This window comes from Streptomyces sp. NPDC048419 (assembly GCF_043200415.1).
Taxonomy (GTDB): domain Bacteria; phylum Actinomycetota; class Actinomycetes; order Streptomycetales; family Streptomycetaceae; genus Streptomyces.
Genome location: NZ_JBICXT010000026.1, coordinates 1 through 18,900, shown reverse-complemented (window position 1 = coordinate 18,900; position 18,900 = coordinate 1). Strand labels below are relative to the sequence as shown.

15 protein-coding genes are annotated in these 18,900 nt (G+C 71.1%); 4 read left to right on the top strand and 11 right to left on the bottom strand.

Features of this window, described 5'->3' with window-relative positions; genetic code table 11:
• Positions 1-3: 3 nt before the first annotated feature.
• From ACGFYN_RS37635 to ACGFYN_RS37610, 6 genes are all read right to left on the bottom strand, one after another.
• Positions 4-1,113, bottom strand: coding sequence for an XdhC family protein (locus tag ACGFYN_RS37635; RefSeq protein WP_393870468.1), 1,110 nt, complete (start codon positions 1,111-1,113; stop codon positions 4-6).
• Positions 1,106-2,248, bottom strand: coding sequence for a VWA domain-containing protein (locus ACGFYN_RS37630; protein WP_393870560.1), 1,143 nt, complete (start codon positions 2,246-2,248; stop codon positions 1,106-1,108). Before ACGFYN_RS37630 ends, ACGFYN_RS37635 begins: the two co-directional genes overlap by 8 nt.
• Positions 2,249-2,313: 65 nt before the next feature.
• Positions 2,314-3,219, bottom strand: coding sequence for an AAA family ATPase (locus tag ACGFYN_RS37625; RefSeq protein ID WP_393870559.1), 906 nt, complete (start codon positions 3,217-3,219; stop codon positions 2,314-2,316).
• 6 nt (positions 3,220-3,225) lie between these two features.
• Positions 3,226-4,080, bottom strand: coding sequence for an FAD binding domain-containing protein (locus ACGFYN_RS37620; RefSeq protein WP_393870467.1), 855 nt, complete (start codon positions 4,078-4,080; stop codon positions 3,226-3,228).
• Positions 4,077-6,440 carry a xanthine dehydrogenase family protein molybdopterin-binding subunit gene (locus ACGFYN_RS37615; protein WP_393870466.1) on the bottom strand — a complete coding sequence of 788 codons (2,364 nt, stop codon included), beginning with the start codon at positions 6,438-6,440 and terminating at the stop codon, positions 4,077-4,079. Before ACGFYN_RS37615 ends, ACGFYN_RS37620 begins: the two co-directional genes overlap by 4 nt.
• On the bottom strand, positions 6,437-6,907 hold the full coding sequence (locus ACGFYN_RS37610; RefSeq protein ID WP_393870465.1) for a (2Fe-2S)-binding protein: 471 nt from the start codon (positions 6,905-6,907) through the stop codon (positions 6,437-6,439). The genes ACGFYN_RS37615 and ACGFYN_RS37610 overlap by 4 nt, the downstream gene beginning before the upstream one ends.
• Positions 6,908-7,136: 229 nt before the next feature.
• Between ACGFYN_RS37610 and ACGFYN_RS37605 the strand changes: the two genes are divergently transcribed.
• Both ACGFYN_RS37605 and ACGFYN_RS37600 read left to right on the top strand, forming a co-directional pair.
• Positions 7,137-9,164, top strand: coding sequence for a GTP-binding protein (locus ACGFYN_RS37605; protein WP_393870464.1), 2,028 nt, complete (start codon positions 7,137-7,139; stop codon positions 9,162-9,164).
• A gap of 94 nt (positions 9,165-9,258) precedes the next feature.
• Positions 9,259-11,115, top strand: coding sequence for an endoglycosylceramidase (locus tag ACGFYN_RS37600; protein WP_393870463.1), 1,857 nt, complete (start codon positions 9,259-9,261; stop codon positions 11,113-11,115).
• A gap of 46 nt (positions 11,116-11,161) precedes the next feature.
• On the opposite strand, the gene ACGFYN_RS37595 is transcribed toward ACGFYN_RS37600, so the two are convergent.
• A complete protein-coding gene (locus ACGFYN_RS37595) occupies positions 11,162-12,439 on the bottom strand; it encodes an MFS transporter (protein ID WP_393870462.1) in 1,278 nt (425 codons plus the stop codon).
• A gap of 180 nt (positions 12,440-12,619) precedes the next feature.
• Positions 12,620-13,876: a YncE family protein gene (locus ACGFYN_RS37590; protein WP_393870461.1), complete on the bottom strand. Its 1,257-nt coding sequence runs from the start codon at positions 13,874-13,876 to the stop codon at positions 12,620-12,622.
• A 203-nt stretch (positions 13,877-14,079) separates the two neighbouring features.
• Between ACGFYN_RS37590 and ACGFYN_RS37585 the strand changes: the two genes are divergently transcribed.
• Positions 14,080-14,736 carry a TetR/AcrR family transcriptional regulator gene (locus tag ACGFYN_RS37585; RefSeq protein WP_393870460.1) on the top strand — a complete coding sequence of 219 codons (657 nt, stop codon included), beginning with the start codon at positions 14,080-14,082 and terminating at the stop codon, positions 14,734-14,736.
• Here the strand turns inward: ACGFYN_RS37585 and ACGFYN_RS37580 are convergent.
• Complete coding sequence (locus tag ACGFYN_RS37580; RefSeq protein WP_393870558.1) at positions 14,714-15,955, bottom strand: glycosyltransferase; 1,242 nt, start codon at positions 15,953-15,955, stop codon at positions 14,714-14,716. The two genes, ACGFYN_RS37585 and ACGFYN_RS37580, sit on opposite strands and share 23 nt — an antisense overlap.
• A 221-nt stretch (positions 15,956-16,176) precedes the next feature.
• On the opposite strand from ACGFYN_RS37580, the gene ACGFYN_RS37575 reads away from it, so the two are divergent.
• Positions 16,177-18,144 carry a ricin-type beta-trefoil lectin domain protein gene (locus tag ACGFYN_RS37575; RefSeq protein WP_393870459.1) on the top strand — a complete coding sequence of 656 codons (1,968 nt, stop codon included), beginning with the start codon at positions 16,177-16,179 and terminating at the stop codon, positions 18,142-18,144.
• A gap of 7 nt (positions 18,145-18,151) precedes the next feature.
• Here ACGFYN_RS37575 and ACGFYN_RS37570 read toward each other — a convergent pair whose 3' ends face one another.
• Together ACGFYN_RS37570 and ACGFYN_RS37565 are read right to left on the bottom strand one after the other, a co-directional pair.
• Positions 18,152-18,487 (bottom strand): hypothetical protein, encoded by a 336-nt coding sequence (locus tag ACGFYN_RS37570; protein WP_393870458.1) that lies wholly within the window; start codon positions 18,485-18,487, stop codon positions 18,152-18,154.
• A partial coding sequence (locus ACGFYN_RS37565; RefSeq protein ID WP_393870457.1) for a cbb3-type cytochrome c oxidase subunit I occupies positions 18,484-18,900 on the bottom strand: 417 nt, incomplete at its 5' end. The genes ACGFYN_RS37565 and ACGFYN_RS37570, both read right to left, overlap by 4 nt.

Here is an 18,900-nt window from a genome sequence, read left to right as displayed (position 1 = left end):
CTCCTACGAACGTTGCGTCGACGGATGGATGGCGCCACCGGTGGCCGTCAGCGGGGCCCCGGTGCCGCCCCAGCGCAGCGAGACGATCTCCGCGGCGACGGACACGGCGACCTCCTCGGGCGTACGGGCGCCGAGGTCGAGACCGACCGGTGAGCGCAGCCGGGCCAGTTCGGCCTCGGTGAGTCCAGCCTCGACCAGGCGTTTCATGCGCTCGTCGTGCGTACGGCGGCTGCCCATCGCCCCGATGTACGCGGCCTGCCGGCGCAGCGCCTCCTCCAGCAGCGGCACGTCGAACTTGGGGTCGTGGGTCAGGACGCAGATCACCGTGCGCTCGTCGGTGTAGGTGCTGCGGAGGTAGCGGTGCGGCCAGTCGACGACCACCTCGACGGCGTCCGGGAAGCGCTTGGGCGTGGCGAACACCGGGCGGGCGTCGCAGACCGTGACCCGGTAGCCGAGGAAGGTGCCGATGCGGGCGACCGCGGCCGCGTAGTCGATCGCGCCGAAGACCAGCATGCGCGGCGGTGGGGCGAAGGAGTGCAGGAAGACGGTGACCGCGTCCTCACGGCGCTCGCCGTGGGGGCCGTAGTGGCGCAGACCCGTTGCACCGAGGGCGAGTTCACCGCGCGCGTCGGCGGTGACGGCCACGTCCAGACCGGTCGAACCGAGCGTGCCGGAGACCTTGTCCGGCCAGACGGCGAGGGTGGCCCCCATCGGCGCGGGCCCGTCCGTCACCGTCGCCACCGTCACCGGCAGGCCCGCCGCGACGGATTCCGCGACCTCGGTGAACCCCGGATCGGTCGCCCCGGTGACGGGCCGGATCAGCAGCGTGATCTCACCCCCGCAGGTGAGACCGACCGCGAAGGCGTCCTCGTCGCTGTATCCGAAGGTCTCCAGTCGTGCCTCACCGCTCTCGACGACCTCCTTGGCGAGCTCGAACACCGCGCCCTCGACGCAGCCGCCCGACACACTCCCCACGACCTCGTCGCCCGGCCCCACCGCCATGGCCGCGCCGGGGTCGCGCGGTGCGCTGCGGCTGACGGTGACGACGGTGGCGAGGCCGAAGGGGGCGCCCGCCGTGTACCACTGGCCGAGGGCCGGGAGGATGTCACGCACGATCGGCTCCTTCCACGCGGGCCCGCTCGGCCCCGCGTACCACTGCTGCCAGCTGTTCCAGCGCCGCCAGGCTGTGGCCCGCGACGAAGGCGTCCACGCTCGGCAGCGCCGCCGCCATCCCGGCGGCCAGGGGCGCGTAACCGGGGCGTGCTTTGAGGGGGTTGGCCCAGATCACCCGGTGCGCCAGCCGGTGCAGACGGCGCATCTGGATCCCGAGCAGCTCCGGGTCGCCGCGCTCCCAGCCGTCGGACAGCAGCACCACGACCGCCCCGCGCGCCATGCCGCGCTGCCCCCAGCGGTTCAGGAACTCGCGCAGCAGCTCCCCGAGCCGGGTGCCGCCGCGCCAGTCCGGTACGGCCGCCGCGAGGGCGGTCATCGCCAGGTCCGGGTCGCGGTGGGAGAGTTCGCGGGTCACGCGGGTCAGCCGGGTGCCGATCGTGAAGACCTCCGTACGGCTGCCACGGGCGGCCGCGTGCGCGAAGCGCAGCAGCGCGTCCGCGTACGGCGCCATCGAACCGCTGACGTCCACGAGCAGTACGACCCGCCGCGGCCGGTCGGCCCGGGCGTGCCGGCGCAGCCGTGCGGGCTCTCCGCCGCGCCGGAGCAGCTCGCGCACCGTGCGGTGCGGATCGACGTCCCCGCGCCGGGCCGGCCGCCGGCGCGCGGTGCGCCGCACCTCGCCGCGCAGCGCGAACGCGGCGAGCAGACGGCGCAGTTGCTCGCGTTCGGCGGAGTCCAGGTCGGCGACGTCACGGTGACGCAGGACCTCGGAACCACTGGCGAGCGCGGCCGCGGGCGGCGCCTGCGGGTCCTCCTCCCGGGCGGCCGGGCCGGGCCCGGGACTCTCCCGCAGGACCAGCCGCAGCCGCGGCGGGGGAGTCGGCGGCGCCCTCCGCCCGGCCGGCAGCCCGCCCCCGAAGTAGGCGGCGAACACCCTCTCGTAGCGCTCCAGGTCGTCCCGTCCGCCGCACAGCGTGAGCCGCCCCGCCCAGTACACGTCGGCCCGCATCCCGGGCCGCAACTCGTCCACCGCCCGCAGGAAGGCGTGCACCCGCTCGGCGCTCGCGTCGACACCGGCGGCCCGCAGGGCGCGCGCGAAGCCGAGCAGGACGGCGTCGGCGTGTCCGCCGGCCATGCCGTGCCCGTCGCCGCGTTCTCGTCTCCCGCCGTCCACCCACGCCGTGCCGTCCGCCACCCCGCTCACGCCCCCCGCGCCGCGAGCACCGCCGCCAGATCGAGCCCTTTGGCACGCTCCGCGTCCTCGCGGTACTTCAGGACCGAACCCAGTGTCGACACCGCCAGCTCGGCGTCCACCTCGGTCGCGCCCAGCGCGTCCAGGGCCTCCGTCCAGTCGATCGTCTCGGCCACCCCCGGCGGCTTGAGCAGGTCCTGGGAGCGCAACGCCTGCACCAGCGTGGTCACCTGCTCCGCCAGCCGCGCCGACACACCGGGCAACCGCCTTCGTACGATGGCCAGTTCGCGGGCGAAGCCCGGGTGGTCGAACCAGTGGTACAGGCAGCGCCGCTTCAGCGCGTCGTGCACCTCGCGGGTGCGGTTGGAGGTCAGCACCACCACCGGCGGCACCTCGGCGCGCAGGGTGCCCAGCTCCGGGATGGTGACCGAGAACTCCGACAGCAGCTCCAGCAGGAACGCCTCGAACTCGTCGTCTGCACGGTCGATCTCGTCGACCAGCAGCACCGACGGCTGCGTCTCCAGCGCCTTGAGCAGCGGCCGGGCGACCAGGAAGCGCCGGTCGTACAGCTCGCCCTCCAGGCGGTCGGCGTCCGTGACACCGGCCGCCTCCGCGGCCCGCAGATGCAGCAGCTGACGGGGGAAGTCCCAGTCGTACAGGGCCTGCGAGGCGTCGATGCCCTCGTGGCACTGCAACCGGATCAGCGGAGCGCCGAGCACCTGTGCGAGGGCGGACGCCAGCGCGGTCTTGCCCACGCCCGCGTCGCCCTCGCAGAAGATCGGCCGGTGCAGCCGCACGGCCAGGAAGCAGGCCGTCGCCAGCCCGTCGTCGACGAGGTATCCCGTCTCCTCCAGGCGGCCCCGTACCTGCTCCGGGCCGCCGATGTCCGCGCTCGGGTCGTGCTTGTGCGTGATCGGTCCTCACCCCATTCCGGCGGCGGTCAGCACCGCCCGCCTGGTGAGCACCCGTGCCAGGTGCTCGCGGTACTCGGGGGAGGCCGACATGTCCTGCGACGGCCGCGTCCCCTCGGCCGCCGCCTCGGTGGCCCGCCCGATCGCGTCGGCGTCCCCGGCACCGGTCAGGGCCTCCTCGGCGGCCGAGGCGCGCAGCGGCGTCGAGCCCATGTTGGTCAGGCCGACCCGCGCCTCGGCGATGTGCCCGTCGTCGCGCCGCACCAGCGCGGCAACGCCGACGATCGCGTAGCTCTGCGCGACCCGGTGGAACTTCTCGTAGTGGAAGCCCCAGCCGTCCGTCTTCGGCACCCGCACCTCCACCAGGAGTTCGTCGGGCGCCAGCGCGGACTGCAGGTAGTCGACGAAGAAGTCACGCGCCGGGATCGTGCGCCGTCCGCCGGGCCCCTGCGCCACCAGCTCGCCGTCGAGTGCCAGCACCACCGCGGGCAGGTCGGCGGCCGGATCGGCGTGCGCGAGCGAGCCGCCGAGGGTGCCCCGGTGGCGTACGGCGGGATCCGCGACGGTCGCCGTGGCGGAGGCCAGCAGCGCCGCGTGCCGGCGCACCAGCGGATCGTGGATCACGTCGTGGTGCGTGGTCATCGCGCCGATGACGAGCGTGCCGCCGTCCTCGCGCACCCCGCGCAGCTCGGCGATGCGGCCGACGTCCACGACCAGCTCGGGAAAGGCCAGGCGCAGCCGCATCAGCGGCAGCAGGCTCTGCCCGCCGGCCAGTACCTTCGCCTCCTCGCCGGCGTCGGCGAGCGTGCGCACCGCCTCGTCGACCGTGGCCGGCCGGGTGTAGTCGAATGCCGGGGGAATCATGCCTGGGCCTCCCTCACCGCTCGCCAGACCCGCTCGGGGGTGCAGGGCATCTTGATGTCGTTGACCCCGAAGGGGCGCAGCGCGTCCACGATCGCGTTGACCACGGCAGGTGTCGACGCGATGGTCCCCGCCTCGCCGACTCCCTTGACGCCAAGGGGATTCGACGTGGCCGGCGTCTCGGTCCGGTCGGTGGTGAACTCGGGCAGGTCCGCAGCCGACGGCACGAAGTAGTCGGCCATCGTGCCGGAGACCAGGTTGCCCTCGTCGTCGTACACGGCCTCCTCGTACAGCGCCTGCGCGATGCCCTGCGCGAGACCTCCGTGCACCTGTCCCTCGACGATCATCGGGTTGACGACCTTGCCGACGTCGTCGACGCAGACGTAGGAGCGGATGTGTGTCTGCCCCGTCTCGGTGTCGACCTCCACGGCGCACAGATGGGTGCCGTGCGGATAGGAGAAGTTGTCCGGGTCGAGCAGGTGCTCGGCGTTGATGCTGGGCTCGACGCCGTCCGGCAGGTCGTGCGAGGTGAAGGTCTCGAAGGCGATCTCCTGGATCGTCTTGCGGGCCTCCGGGGAGCCTTTCACGGAGAACACACCGTCCGTGAAGTCCAGGTCCTGCTCGCTCGCCTCCAGTAGGTGGGCGGCCACCTTCCGCGCCTTGTCGACCACCTTCTGCGCGGCGTGGTGGACGGCGGACCCGCCCACGACCAGTGACCGGGACCCGTAGGTGTCCATGCCCTGCGGGGACGCCTTGGTGTCGCCGTACACCACTTCGACGTCCTCGAACGGCACGCCCAGCACATCGGCGGCGATCTGGCTCCAGCAGGTCACATGGCCCTGGCCGTGCGGGCTGGTGCCGGTGACGACCTCGACCTTGCCGGTGGGCAGCATCCGGATGCTCGCCGCCTCCCAGCCGCCGGCCGCGTACCTGAGGTCGCGCAGCACCCGGCTCGGCGCGAGCCCGCACATCTCGGTGTACGTCGACACGCCGATCCCCAGGCGTACGGCGTCTCCCCGCCGATTGCGGTCGGCCTGCTCCGCACGCAGCTTGTCGTAGTCGAAGAGCGCGAGGGACTTCTCCGTGGCGGCCTCGTAGTTCCCGCTGTCGTAGGTCAGACCCGCGATCGAGGTGTACGGGAACTCCTCGTGCCCGATCCAGTTCCGGCGCCGCAACTCCACCGGGTCCAGGCCGAGTTCGACGGCCAGCTCGTCCATGATGCGTTCGATGGCGTACGTCGCCTCCGGGCGCCCGGCGCCGCGATAGGCGTCGGTGGGCGTCCGCGTGGTGAAGACGCCGGTGCAGGTGAAGTCGTAGGAGTCCATCTTGTAGATGGCCGGGTACATGAACGCGCCCAGGATCGGGATGCCCGGGGTGACCAGCATCAGGTACGCGCCCATGTCGGTCAGCAGGTCGACCTTGAGGCCGAGCAGCTTGCCGTCCCGGTTCGCGGCGATCTCCAGGTCCTGGATCATCCCGCGGCCGTGGTGGGTGGCGAGGAAGCCCTCGGAACGGGACTCCGTCCACTTCACCGGCCGGCCGATCTTCCGCGCGACGGCGAGGGCGAGCGCCTCCTCGCCGTACACCTGGAGCTTGGAGCCGAAGCCGCCGCCGACGTCGGGGGCGATCACCCGGATCTTGTGTTCGGGGATGCCGGTGACCACGGCCATCATGACGCGCACGATGTGCGGGATCTGGGTGGCGGAGTACAGCGTGTACTCGCCGGACGCGGCGAGCGGGGTGGCGACGACCGCGCGCGGTTCCATCGCGTTGGGGATGAGCCGCTGGTGGTGGTAGCGCCGCTTGAGGGTGACCTCGGCGCGCTGCCGTACGGAGTCGAAGTCCTCGCCCGTCTTCAGCGGCCAGACGTAGCTGCGGTTGGTGCCCTTGTCCGAGTGGACCAGGGGGGAGTCCTCGGCGAGCGCGGCCTCCAGGTCCAGGACCGGGGGCAGCGGCTCGTAGTCGACCTCGATCGCCTCCAGGGCGTCGGCGGCCGCATAGCGGTCACGGGCCACCACGAGCGCGACCGGGTCTCCGGCGTAGCGCACCTCGTCGACGGCCATCGGCGGGTGGTCGGGCAGCACGATGTCCTCGGTGACCGGCCAGGCGCAGGGCAGCGAGCCCAGGCCTTCGGCGAGGTCGGCGCCGCTGAACGCCGCGATGACGCCCGGGCGTTCGAGCGCCGGCGAGACGTCGACGCGGGAGATGCGGGCGTGCGCCATCGGGCTGCGCAGGATCGCCATGTGCAGCAGTCCGTTGACGCTGATGTTGTCGGTCCAGTTGGTCTGGCCGGTGATCAGCCGGGCGTCCTCCTTGCGGGCCCGGGCGCGGCCGACCTCGGGTTCCACGGCCTGGTCCGTCATGCCGGGACCTCCTCTTCGGAGGCGGCCTGTACGGCCCGCACGATGTTCTGGTAGCCGGTGCAGCGGCAGAGGTTGCCCTCGAGGGCGTGGCGGATCTCGTCCGCGGTGGGGTGCGGGTGCTCGCGGAGCAGGTCGCGGGCGGCCATCAGCATCCCCGGGGTGCAGTAGCCGCACTGGAGGGCGTGTTTCTCGTGGAAGGCACGCTGGAGGGTGGTCAGCTCACCGTCGCGGGCGAGCCCCTGCACGGTGGTCACCTCGCCTCCGTCGGCCTGTACGGCGAGCACGGAGCAGCTCTTCACGCTCACACCGTCCAGTTCGACCGTGCAGGCCCCGCAGTTGGAGGTGTCGCACCCGATCGGGGTGCCGGTCAGACCGAGGCGATCGCGCAGATAGTGGACCAGGAGGAGACGAGGTTCCACGTCGTCCTCGTACGTCGTTCCGTCCACCTTCACCGAGATGTGGGTCATTGGCCCTCCCAGGACCACGGGGACGTGATGTTCGTCACTCTATGACCGAGTAGGAGCGACGGCGAGTGCTGTGGCGCAGTTCGTTGAGCGTTAATCCATTGCCGCCCGGGGCCCGGCTCTGCTGGACTTTCCCGAGTCCCGCCGTCACGCGATCCAGGAGAAGCAATGCGCACACCGCTCATGTCCACCCAGGAAGGAAAGACCCCCTCTATCAAGGACATGAAGCCCCGTGCACTTGCTCAACCTCGGCATCCTCGCGCACGTAGACGCAGGTAAGACCAGCCTCACCGAGCGGCTGCTGCACACGGTCGGGATCACCGACGAGATCGGCAGCGTGGACGCCGGCAGCACCCGCACCGACACCCTCGCGCTGGAGCGCCGGCGCGGCATCACCATCAAGTCCGCGGTCGTCTCGTTCGCGATCGACGACGTCACGGTCAACCTCATCGACACCCCCGGTCACCCCGACTTCATCGCCGAGGTGGAGCGGGTGCTCGGCGTGCTCGACGGCGCCGTCCTGGTCGTCTCGGCCGTCGAGGGCGTCCAGGCGCAGACCCGCATCCTGATGCGGACCCTCCAGCGGCTGCGCATCCCGACCCTGCTGTTCGTCAACAAGATCGACCGCCGCGGCGCCCGCCACGACGCCGTCCTGCGCCAGATCTCCGACCGGCTCACGCCGTCGGCCGTGCCGATGAGGGCGACGGAGGCGCTGGGCACGGCCGACGCGTGGTTCCGGCCGGGGCTCGGTGCTCAGGCGCTGGAAGTGCTGGCCGATCAGGACGATGAGCTGCTGGCGGCGTATGTGGAGGGGGACCCCTACGGGCGCGTCGGTGCCGCATACGGACAGGGGGGCGCCGCTGTCGCCGGTGCCGTGTCGCATGGCGACCTGCGCGCTGCCCTGATCGTCCAGACCCGCCAGGCCCTCGTCCACCCCGTCTACTTCGGCTCCGCCATCACCGGTGCCGGCGTGGACGCCCTGGTCGCCGGGATCAAGGAACTCCTGCCCCCGGCCGGCGGCGACCCCGACGGGCCGGTCTCGGGCACCGTCTTCAAGGTCGAGCGGGGCACGGCCGGGGAGAAGGTGGCGTACGCGCGGATGTTCTCCGGGACGCTGCGCACCCGCGACCGGATCCCGTTCGCGGAGACCCGGCAGGAGGGCAGGATCACCGCGATCAGCGTCTTCGACCAAGGCGCCGACGCCCGCGCCGACGCGGTGCCCGCGGGCCGGATCGCCCGGCTGTGGGGCCTGACCGACATCAGGATCGGGGACGCGATCGGCGAGCCGCGCAACGCGTACGAGCACTTCTTCGCCCCGCCGACGCTGGAGACGGTGGTCGTCCCGGGCCCGGGCGTGGACGGCCGGAAGCTGCACCTCGCGCTCACCCGGCTCGCCGAACAGGACCCGCTGATCGACCTGCGCCACGACGAGGTGCGCCGGGAGACCGCCGTGTCGCTCTACGGCGAGGTGCAGAAGGAGGTCATCGAGGCCACCCTCGCCGAGGACTTCGGACTCGAGGTCACCTTCCGGGAGACCACGACGATCTGCATCGAGCGTCCGTCAGGCACGGGAGCGGCGGTGGAGTTCAACAAGAAGGACCCGAACCCCTTCCTGGCCACCGTCGGCCTGCGCGTCGACCCCGCCCCGGCCGGCACCGGCATCGGCTTCCGCCTTGAGGTGGAGCTGGGTGCCATGCCGTATGCCTTCTTCAAGGCCGTGGAGGACACCGTCCGGGAGACCCTCGGCCAGGGTCTGCACGGCTGGCAGGTCACCGACTGCACGGTCACGATGACCCACTCGGGTTACTCGCCCCGGCAGAGCCATGCCCACCAGGGCTTCGACAAGAGCATGTCGAGCACGGGCGCGGACTTCCGCGGGGTGACCCCGCTGGTCCTGATCGAGGCGCTGCGCCGGGCGGGCACCCAGGTGTACGAGCCGATGCACCGATTCCGGCTGGAGGCGCCGGCCGACACGCTGGGCGCCCTGCTGCCGGTGCTCGCGGCGCTGCGGGCGGTGCCGCAGACGACCGATGCGCGGGGTGCCGCCTGTGTGCTGGAGGGCGCGGTACCGGCGGGCCGCGTGCACGAAATGGAGCAGCGGCTGCCCGGACTGACGCGCGGCGAGGGCGAGTTGGAGAGTGCGTTCGACCACTACGCACCGGTCGCGCACGGAGTGGTTCCCGAACGTCCGCGTACCGACCACAACCCCCTCAACCGCAAGGAGTATCTCTTGAACGTCACCCGCCGGGTGGGGAGTTGAGCCGGGACCGGGAAGGGACCCGGCCGAAATCCTGATACTTACTCAGGAGTCAGAAGTATTGACGCTGTCAGGACATCGCCGGACTGTAGTGGACATGCCGAATATCCGGGCACGTCTGCTCGTTGTTCTGGTTGTCCTCCTAGGATCACTGACGGTGGCGGGCGCGCCGCCCGCCACCGCCGCCACTCTCCCCGGCTCCCTCTGGTTCGACGAAACACCCCTCACCGTGCGGAACGGCCGATTCGTCGACGGCGACGGCCGCGAGATCGTGCTGCGCGGCTACAACGTCTCCGGAGAGACCAAGCTGAAGGAGAACAGCGGTCTGCCGTTCGCCTCGGTGGCCGACGCGAAGAAGTCGGCGACCGCGCTGCGCGCCCTCGGCGGCGGCAACTCGGTCCGCTTCCTGCTTTCCTGGGCCCATGCCGAGCCCACCCGCGGCACGGTCGACACGACGTATCTGGCCGCCGCCACCGCGCAGATGCGGGCCTTCCTCGACGCCGGTATCCGCGTCTACCCCGACTTCCACCAGGACCTGTACTCCCGCCACCTCTTCGACTCCGGCAGCTGGTACACGGGCGACGGCGCCCCCAAGTGGGCGGTGGACCTGGGGGGTTACCCGAAGGAGTCCTGCGGGATCTGCTTCTTCTGGGGCCAGAACATCACCCAGAACCAGGCCGTGACCAAGGCCCAGTACGACTTCTGGCACAACACCTACGGCCTTCAGGACTCGTTCCTCGACACCGCCCAGAAGACGATGACGTACGTCGGAGAGCATCTGAGCGACGCCGAGTTCGCGGGCGTCGTCGGCTTCGACCCGTACAACGAGCCCTACGCCGGCAGCTACGACCCGGGTCAGAGCAGCCGCACTTGGGAGCAGAGTCTGCTGTGGCCGTTCTACGAGGAGTTCCGGGCCCGGATGGACGCCGCCGGCTGGCAGGACAAGCCCGCCTTCGTCGAGCCGAACCTCTTCTGGAACGCCAACATCGACTCGCAGAAGCAGGAGGGCGGCCTCCTCGACGCGGGCACACTCGGCCCGCGCTACGTCTTCAACACGCACTTCTACGACCAGAAGGCCATCTCCGGAATCCTGATGTGGGGCAACGCTTCCGACGGCCAGTACGCCACCGACTTCGGTACGGTCCGCGACCGCGCCTCGGCCGCCGGAACGGCCGCGGTCGTCAGCGAGTTCGGGCATCCGCTGTCGGGCACGGTGGCCGGCAAGGCGCCGACGGTCGACAAGGCCATGTACCAGGCGCTGGACTCCCGTGTCCCCGGCGCGAGTTGGTGGAGCGACCCGGCCGCCTCCGGCCCGGTGCTCAGCGGCAGCCAGTGGCAGTGGGACATCTACAACGGTCGCCATCACGAGCTGATGAACGACAACCCCGACAAGGTGCGGACGTCCGGCGACGCCTGGAACGACGAGGACCTCTCCGCCGTGCGCCTCGACGACTCCGGCGTGGTGACACTGCGTCAGGACGCTCGGCTGCTGGACCGCGTCTACCCGAGCGCCACCGCCGGTACGACGCTCGCCTTCACCTACGAGGACCGCTCGCGCGACGGCTCCACGACCCTGACCTGGAACCCGGTACCCGGTTCACTGCCGAACGTGTCCCGGCTGGTCGGCTCCGGCCAGTACGGCCTGCTCGTCTGGCGCTCGGGTTCCGGCTCGGCCCCCACCGAACTCCATCTGCCCGCCTCGTTCCCGACCTCGACGACCACGGTGGTCTCCGACCTCGGCACGGTCTGCGCCCCGCCCGCCTACACCCCGTCGGCCCCGATCGCCGCGGCCCCCGAACCCGGTGGCACCGGCAGCCGCCGCCTCCTCCTCACCGATCCGGACTCGGGCGCCCTGCACTACGCCCTGGTGACGAACGGCGCGACGTCCCCGGCGGCCACCCTGCTGAACGCGGCCAAGGCGGAGCTGTCGGCCTGGGCGGCGGGGCACTTCTGACGCGGCGCCGACGCGGACGTGGCCCGTCGTGAACCGCCGGACCGTGCTACCCGGGCACCTTCTCGGACACATCCCTCCGCTTCCCGGTGTCCACGGTCCGGCCCGCGTCGCGCATGCGGCCGTAGGCGTAGACGCAGCCTGCCAGGGCGAGGTCGGAGAGGAGCATGAAGCCGATGGAGTAGGAGTTCTTGGCGCTGTAGACGGCGCCCATCACCAGCGGCGGGACGAAGCCGCCGAGGCCGCCCATCGCGCCTACGATGCCGGTCACGCTGCCCACCTGGGGCTGCGGGGTGACCCGGGCGACCAGGGCGAAGACCGAGCCGCTGGCCGTGCCGAGGCCTGCGGCCATCAGCAGCAGGCTGATCGTCGCGCCGGGCGACAGCGAGGGGTCGAAGGCCTGGACGACGGCGAGGAGGGCCACCTCGCCGAGCGCCCAGGACGTGACGACGGCCGGGTGGATGCGGTCGGCCAGCCAGCCGCCGATGGGCCGGAAGATCACGGTGACGAGCGCGAACCCCGCCGCCTTGGTGCCTGCCTCGGTGGGGCTCAGCTCGTACCAGGTCTTGAGGTAGGTGGGCAGGTAGACGCCGAACGCGACGATGCCGCCGAAGCCGATGGCGTACAGCGCGGAGAGCTCCCAGGTCACGCGCAGCCGGCCGGCCTGCGCGAGGCGGTGGGTCGGCGCAGTGGACGGGATGGGGCGGTCGGGCCGGTCCCTGAGCAGCAGGGCCGCCAGGACGGCGTAGACCGCGAGGGCCGCCGCGAGCACCAGGAAAGGCAGGTTCTCGCTGTGCTTGTACATGCGCGGCGTGAAGTACCCGGACAGGGCCACACCGCCCATGCCCATGCCGAACACGCCCAGTGCCGCGCCCCGGTGGGCGGGCGGGAACCACGCGTTGACCAGGGGGACGCCGATGGCGAAGGTCGTACCGCCGAGGCCGAGGAAGAAGCCCACCACGATCAGCGCACCGTAGGAACCCTTCGCCGGGATGAGCAGCAGGACCGGCACGATGGTCAGGGCGCTCACCAGCGGGAACATCAGCCGGGCCCCGTAGCGGTCGGTGAACGCGCCCACCGGCACCCGCCCGAGCGAGCCGACCAGCACCGGGACCGCGACCAGCAGGGACTGCGCGGAGGAGCTCATGTGCAGGCGCGCGTCGAAGTCGCCGGCCAGCGGGGCGACGAGGTTCCAGGCCCAGAAGGTGAGGGCGAAGCCGAGGGTCGCGACCACGAGGTTGCGCCAGGCCGCGGCGGGCGGCCGGCCCGGCGCGGTGCCGGGATCAGTGCGGGGGCCGCTCGTGTGGTCGCTGATGGGGCCGGTCATGAGCATGCTCCAGCTTCGCCGCGCCGGGCGCCCGGCGGCCGACGGCGGCTCGGGGCGTCCGATCTCCCACAACGACTTTCATCATTGGCGCTCCCCGACGGGTCCGCATCTCGGCGACGGCCCGTCCCCGGACAGCGCGAACGGCGCCGGACGCGGTCGTCCGGCGCCGTTCGGCCGGGGTCATTGACCGGACGGTCCCGTCCAGTCGGCCTGCACATGCCCGAGCCGCACCCGCTGCGGATGGTCGCCGACCGCGACGGACGTGACCTTCTGCCCGGTCGCGAAGTCGATGGCGGTGACCTGGTCGGCGCCGCTCTCGGAGATGACGCAGTCCTTGCCGTCGCCGCTGACCGTGGCCCAGTAGGGCTTGGACGCGGTGATCAGCGGACCCTCCTGGAGCGTGGCGCGGTCGACGACCGTCGCGTAGTCGTCCATCGTGCCCGCGACGCACAGCTTGGTGCCGGCCGGGTTCATCGAAATGCCGTGGTGGCGCGAGTCGTTGACCCAGGTGGTGCGGTCCTCGCTGGTCGCCGGGTTCTTCGGCAGCGTCTTCATCCGGGTGATCTTGTCGGCGGCGACGTCGTACTCGAAGAAGCCGTTGAAGAAGGACACCTGGAAGTAGAGCTTCGACTCGTCGGGTGAGAAGACGGCCGGACGGACGGCGTCGGAGAAGTCCTTCAGGCCGAACGCGTCGAGCCGCTGGCGCATGTCGATCGTCCTGACCTGCTTGTACGTCGTCGCGTCCACGACCGTGATGTGCCGGTCGCCCTTCGTCCAGTCCCAGGCCGGGTCGTCGAGGGAGGTGTTGACGTCCCCGATCGCCATGTTCCAGATGTACTTGCCGTCCTTGGTGAAGATGTTCTCGTGCGGCTTGTCGCCCGTCGCGAACGAGCCCAGCTGCTTGCCGGTGTCGATGTCCAGCACGTGCACGGTGTTCGAGGTCGAGGCGGACACCGCCACGCGGGTGCCGTCCGGGGAGACGGCCATGTGGTCGGAGCGGTAACCCGACACCGGGAAGCGCCAGTTGATGCTGCCGGTGGTGAGGTCGATCGAGACGACGTCGGCGAAGCTCGGCCGGGAGACCACCACCGACCTGCCGTCAGGCGTGGAGTACATGTCGTCCACGAACTGGTCGTGGCCCTCGCCGACGCCGTTGCGGATCGCCATGAAGTAGATCCACTTGATCGGGTCGGCGTTGATCTCGGCCATCCGCTGGTCCTTGTCCGGGACGACGTTCAGATGACCGACCTTCGCGAAGTCACCGCTGGACCTGATGACGTCCGCGGTGCCGTCCCAGTTGTTGCCGACGAACATCACCTCGCGCAGGGCGGTGGCTGAGGCCGGGTCGGCGGCGGTGGCGGCCGTCGCGGGAGCGGCGACGGTCAGGACGAGGGCGGCGGCTACGGAGCAAAGGTGCCTGGGTCTGAAGGCAGGCATGAGTGCTCTCTCCTCTGAAAGGTGGGGCGGGCAGGGGGAAGCGAGGGTGCGTGGACGTGATCAGTGCATGCCAAGCGAGGGGGTGCGAATCTGAAGTGAGATGCCTTCAGATTCCTACTTACTGGAAAGTAAGGAAGAGGCGCCCTTCTCCACAAGACTGCGTACACGACAAAATTGGCGGCACGGGCGACAAGGGAGGTTCAGTGGCGGGCAGGCTCAAGGCGCCGACCGGTCGGTACGGGGGCAGGACCGCCGCGGAACGACAGGCCGAGCGGCGCAGGAGGTTCCTGGACGCCGCGCTCGAACTGTTCGGCGCCGACCCCGGCTACCGGGCCACCACGGTCGCCGCGCTGAGCGAGGCCGCCGGCCTCTCCACCCGGCAGTTCTACGAGGAGTTCCGCACCCTCGAGGACGTGCTGGCCGCGCTGCACCTCCAGGTCAACGAATGGGCCGAGGAGGCCGTTCTCACGGCCTTCGCCGAGGTCGAGGGCCGGCCGCTCGCCGAGCGCGTCACCGACATCTTCCGCGCCTACGCCGCCAACGTCACCGGCGATACGCGCCGGATCCGCATCACCTTCGTCGAGATCATCGGTGTGAGTGCCCGCCTGGAGGAACAGCGCCTCGCCCGCCGCTCCCGCTGGGTGGACCTCATATGCGCCGAGGCCGACGCGGCCGCCGCCCGTGGCGAAGCGGCCCCCCGCGACTACCGCATCGCCGCGACGGCCTTCATCGGCAGCGTCAACGGGCTCCTGCACGACTGGAGCGCGGGATGGGTGAACGCGACGCTGGACGAAGTGGTGGACGAACTGGTCCGGCAGTTGCTGGCGATCATGCGGCCTACGGGGTGGGGGGAGAGCTGACCCCGTTCACCGCGGCCAGCACCGGCGCCACCCCGTCCTCCTCCCGGATCAGTGCCCCCACCTTCGCGGCGCGCCGCGCGAAGGACGGGTCGCGGGTGGCGCGCATCAGTGCTGTGGCCAGAGTGTCGGTGGTGAGGTGGCGCAGGGGGAGGGCGCGTGGGGCGACGCCGAGGGTGACCAGACGGGCGGACCAGAACGACTCGTCGAACTGGACCGGCACCGGTACGGCGGGCACCCCCGCGCGCAGGCCCGCCGCCGTCGTGCCCGCGCCCGCGTGGTGGACCACGGCGGCCATGCGGGGGAAGAGCGCGGAGTGCGGGACCTCGTCGATGGTCAGCATGTCGTCGCCGGACGCCTCGAGTCCGGCCCAGCCGCGCTGGATGACGCCACGCAGCCCGGCCCGCCGCAGGGCGCGCACGACGGCACCGCTGAGCCGCTCGGGCTCGGGCACGGTGGCGCTGCCCAGGCCGACGTACACCGGTGGCGGTCCCGCGTCGAGGAAGTCCCCTAGAGGAGCAGGGAGTTGGGTGGCGGCGTCGTAGGGCCACCAGTATCCGGTCACCGTGAGGCCCGGTCGCCAGTCGTGGGGCCGCGGCACCACCAAGGGGCTGAAGCCGTGCAGCACCGGACGCCCCTGCCGCTCACGCTCCCGCCACGCGGCGGCGGCACTGCGGCGGGGCAGGCCCAACTGCTGCCGCAGGGCGGGCAGGGCCCCGGCGAAGACGAGCTCCACGGCCAGGCTCACCCCGTGCCCGGCAGCCTGGTTGACCGCGCCTCCCAGTGAGCGACCGCCCAGCATGGGTGGACCGAACTCCCTTGTGGGGGCCAGTGGTTGGAGCGGCAGGTCCAGATACGGCAGCGACAGTCCCTCCGCGACCGTGTGCCCAAGGGGTCCCACCGAGCCGGACAGGAGCAGCATGTCGCTCTGCCGGGCCGCCGCCACGAGATCGTCGGTCATCCGCCCGACCAGCGCCCGGGCGAGCCCGACCACCCGCACCAGCTTCCCCGCGCCGGTCGCGCTGCGGTGCAGCCCGCGCCCGCGCGAGGACTCCAACTCGGCCCTGGGATCGACCGGTAGGGGATGGAAGCGCACCCCCGACCCCGCGACGAGCGGCTCGAAACGGGCATGGGTGACCAGGGTGACCTCGTGCCCGGCACGGGCGAGCCCGTCTCCGAGTCCGGTGTACGGGGCCACATCGCCCCGGGATCCCGCCGTCATGATCGCTACCCGCACGAGGGCCAGTATGGCTCCGCGGTGCGCCGCTCGGCGAGAACGACCCGTGCGCAACGGCCACTTCACGCCTGTCACTTCCGTTGACTTCCCTGTCCCGGTCGCTCTACTTTCGGCGCGCGACGCGTTCGGTTCACCGATCTATGTTCGGTATATCGAATAACTGCCGCAATCCGCTCGCGAGTTCGTCCCCCCCATGAAGGAGCCACATGACCCTCCCTCCGCGCTCGCCTCGCAGAGGACTCGCCCGCCGGTGCAGAGCCGCCGCCGCACGTCTCCTCGCCCTCGCCCTGACTGCCGCCGCCACACTCCTCTTCGTGACGCCCGCCCCGGCGCAGGCGGCGACGACCCGTCAGATCGCCGTGCCCACCGCCCCCATGGGCTGGGCCTCCTGGAACAGCTTCGCCGCGAAGATCGACTACAGCGTCATCAAGCAGCAGGTCGACGCGTTCGTCGCGGCGGGCCTGCCGGCGGCCGGATACAAGTACATCAACATCGACGAGGGCTGGTGGCAGGGCACCCGCGACAGCGCGGGCAACATCACCGTCGACACCGGCGAGTGGCCCGGCGGCATGAGCGCCATCGCCGACTACATCCACAGCAAGGGCCTCAAGGCCGGCATCTACACCGACGCCGGCAAGGACGGCTGCGGCTACTACTACCCGACCGGCCGCCCCGCCGCCCCGGGCAGCGGCAGCGAGGGCCACTACGACCAGGACATGCTGCAGTTCTCGAAGTGGGGCTTCGACTTCGTCAAGGTCGACTGGTGCGGCGGCGACGCCGAAGGACTCGACGCGGCGACGACGTATCGGTCGATCAGCGACGCGGTCGCGAAGGCCTCCGCCGTCACCGGCCGCCCGCTGACCCTCTCGGTCTGCAACTGGGGCAAGCAGAACCCCTGGAACTGGGCCCCCGGCCAGGCCCCGATGTGGCGGACCAGCACGGACATCATCTACTACGGCAACTCGCCGTCGACGACGAACCTGCTGTCCAACTTCGACCAGACCCTGCACCCGCTCGCCCAGCACACCGGCTACTACAACGACCCGGACATGCTGATGGTCGGCATGGACGGCTTCACCGCCGCCCAGAACCGCACCCATATGAACCTGTGGGCGATCTCCGGCGCGCCGCTCCTCGCCGGCAACAACCTCGCCACGATGACGAGCGAGACCGCCGGCATCCTCAAGAACCCCGAGGTCGTCGCCGTCGACCAGGACCCGCGCGGCCTCCAGGGCGTCAAGGTCGCCGAGGACACGAGCGGACTCCAGGTGTACGGCAAGGTGCTGGCCGGCACCGGCAACCGGGCCGTCGTCCTGCTCAACCGCACCTCCTCCGCCCAGAACATCACCGTCCGCTGGTCCGACCTCGGCCTGACCAACGCCTCCGCGACCGTGCGCGACCTGTGGACACGCTCCAACGTCGGTTCCTACGGCACTGGTTACACGACCGGTGTCCCGGCGGGCGGCTCGGTTTTGCTGACGGTCACCGGCGGCACCGAGGCGTCGAGCAGCAGCTACGCCGGGACCTCGGCCTTCTCCGGCGTGGTCGCCGGCAGCACCGGAATCAAGGTCGTGGACGTCGCCTACACCAACAACACCGCCGGCGCCCGCACGGCGACCCTGAAGGTCGACGGGCAGGGCTCGACGGCTGTTTCCTTCCCGCCCACCGGCTCCTCGCCGCGCACGGTCTCGGTCATGGTCGGCCTGGCCAAGGGCTCCACGAACACGCTGACCTTCTCCGGCGCACCGGCCTTGTCCGGCATCACCGTCCGCCCGCTGCCGGGAGCCGACGGCCACCAGGTCGTCGGCGCCCAGTCCGGCCGCTGCCTGGACATCTACGACAACACCATCTCCAACGGCACCCAGGCCGAGCTCTGGGACTGCAACGGCGGCCAGAACCAGGCCTGGACGTACACCTCCCGCAAGGAGCTGGTGGTCTACGGCAACAAGTGCCTGGACGCCTACAACCTCGGCACGACCAACGGCACCAAGGTCGTCGTCTGGGACTGCAACGGCCAGGACAACCAGAAGTGGAACGTCAACAGCGACGGCACGCTCACCAACGTCCACGCCGGGCTCTGCCTGGACGCCTACGACAACGGCACGGCCAACGGCAGCGACATGGTGCTCTGGAGCTGCAACGGCCAGGCCAACCAGAAGTGGTCGCTGTCGTAGCGCCGGCCTAGGCGAGCGGCAGCAGCACGACCCCGGCCGCCACGATCGCGGCGCATGCCAGCAGCCAGCCGGCCAGCAGGCGGCGCCGGAGGCCACGGTAGACCTCCTCGTACTCGCCCCGCAGCTCGCGGGCACGCTCCGCCGTGTGCTGCCACGAGCCGCGGGCGAGTGCGAGGTACTCCGTCTCGAACCGGCGCTCCACCTCCTCCCGTTGCGCCTCGGTGAGCCAGTCGAAGGGGGCACTGAACCGCGTGGCGGCGGTGCGGCCCTCCTCGCGCGCGGCGGCGATCAGCAGGTGCCCCTCGATCTCGTCGAGGAGCACCTGCGCGTCCTCACTGCTCACGGTGCCGTCAACTCCTTCTCCAGGGTGGCGACTTGAGGATGGTGCAGGTCGAACGCCGGGGATTCGCTGCGGATACGGGGGAGCGCCGCGAAGTTGTGCCGTGGGGGCGGGCAGGACGTCGCCCACTCCAGCGAACGGCCGTAGCCCCACGGGTCGTCGACCTCGACCTTCACGCCGTACTTCGCGGTCTTCCAGACGTTGTGGAAGAAGGGGAGGAGCGACGATCCGAGGAGGAACGAGGAGATCGTCGACACGGTGTTGAGGGTCGTCAGGCCTTCCGCCGCCAGGTAGTCGGGAATCCGGCGCTGCATACCGTTCGCGCCCAGCCAGTGCTGGACGAGGAAGGTGCCGTGGAAGCCGATGAACAGCGTCCAGAACGTGATCTTGCCGAGGCGCTCGTCGAGCATCTTGCC

Bases quoted from the DNA above. Each gene is read 5' to 3' on its own strand.
- ACGFYN_RS37615 (WP_393870466.1), bottom strand. From the start codon at position 6,440: ATGACGGACCAGGCCGTGGAACCCGAGGTCGGCCGCGCCCGGGCCCGC.
- ACGFYN_RS37590 (WP_393870461.1), bottom strand. From the start codon at position 13,876: ATGCCTGCCTTCAGACCCAGGCACCTTTGCTCCGTAGCCGCCGCCCTC.
- ACGFYN_RS37580 (WP_393870558.1), bottom strand. From the start codon at position 15,955: ATGACGGCGGGATCCCGGGGCGATGTGGCCCCGTACACCGGACTCGGA.
- ACGFYN_RS37600 (WP_393870463.1), top strand. From the start codon at position 9,259: ATGCCGAATATCCGGGCACGTCTGCTCGTTGTTCTGGTTGTCCTCCTA.
- ACGFYN_RS37630 (WP_393870560.1), bottom strand. From the start codon at position 2,248: ATGGCCGGCGGACACGCCGACGCCGTCCTGCTCGGCTTCGCGCGCGCC.
- ACGFYN_RS37620 (WP_393870467.1), bottom strand. From the start codon at position 4,080: ATGATTCCCCCGGCATTCGACTACACCCGGCCGGCCACGGTCGACGAG.
- ACGFYN_RS37595 (WP_393870462.1), bottom strand. From the start codon at position 12,439: ATGACCGGCCCCATCAGCGACCACACGAGCGGCCCCCGCACTGATCCC.
- ACGFYN_RS37610 (WP_393870465.1), bottom strand. From the start codon at position 6,907: ATGACCCACATCTCGGTGAAGGTGGACGGAACGACGTACGAGGACGAC.
- ACGFYN_RS37575 (WP_393870459.1), top strand. From the start codon at position 16,177: ATGACCCTCCCTCCGCGCTCGCCTCGCAGAGGACTCGCCCGCCGGTGC.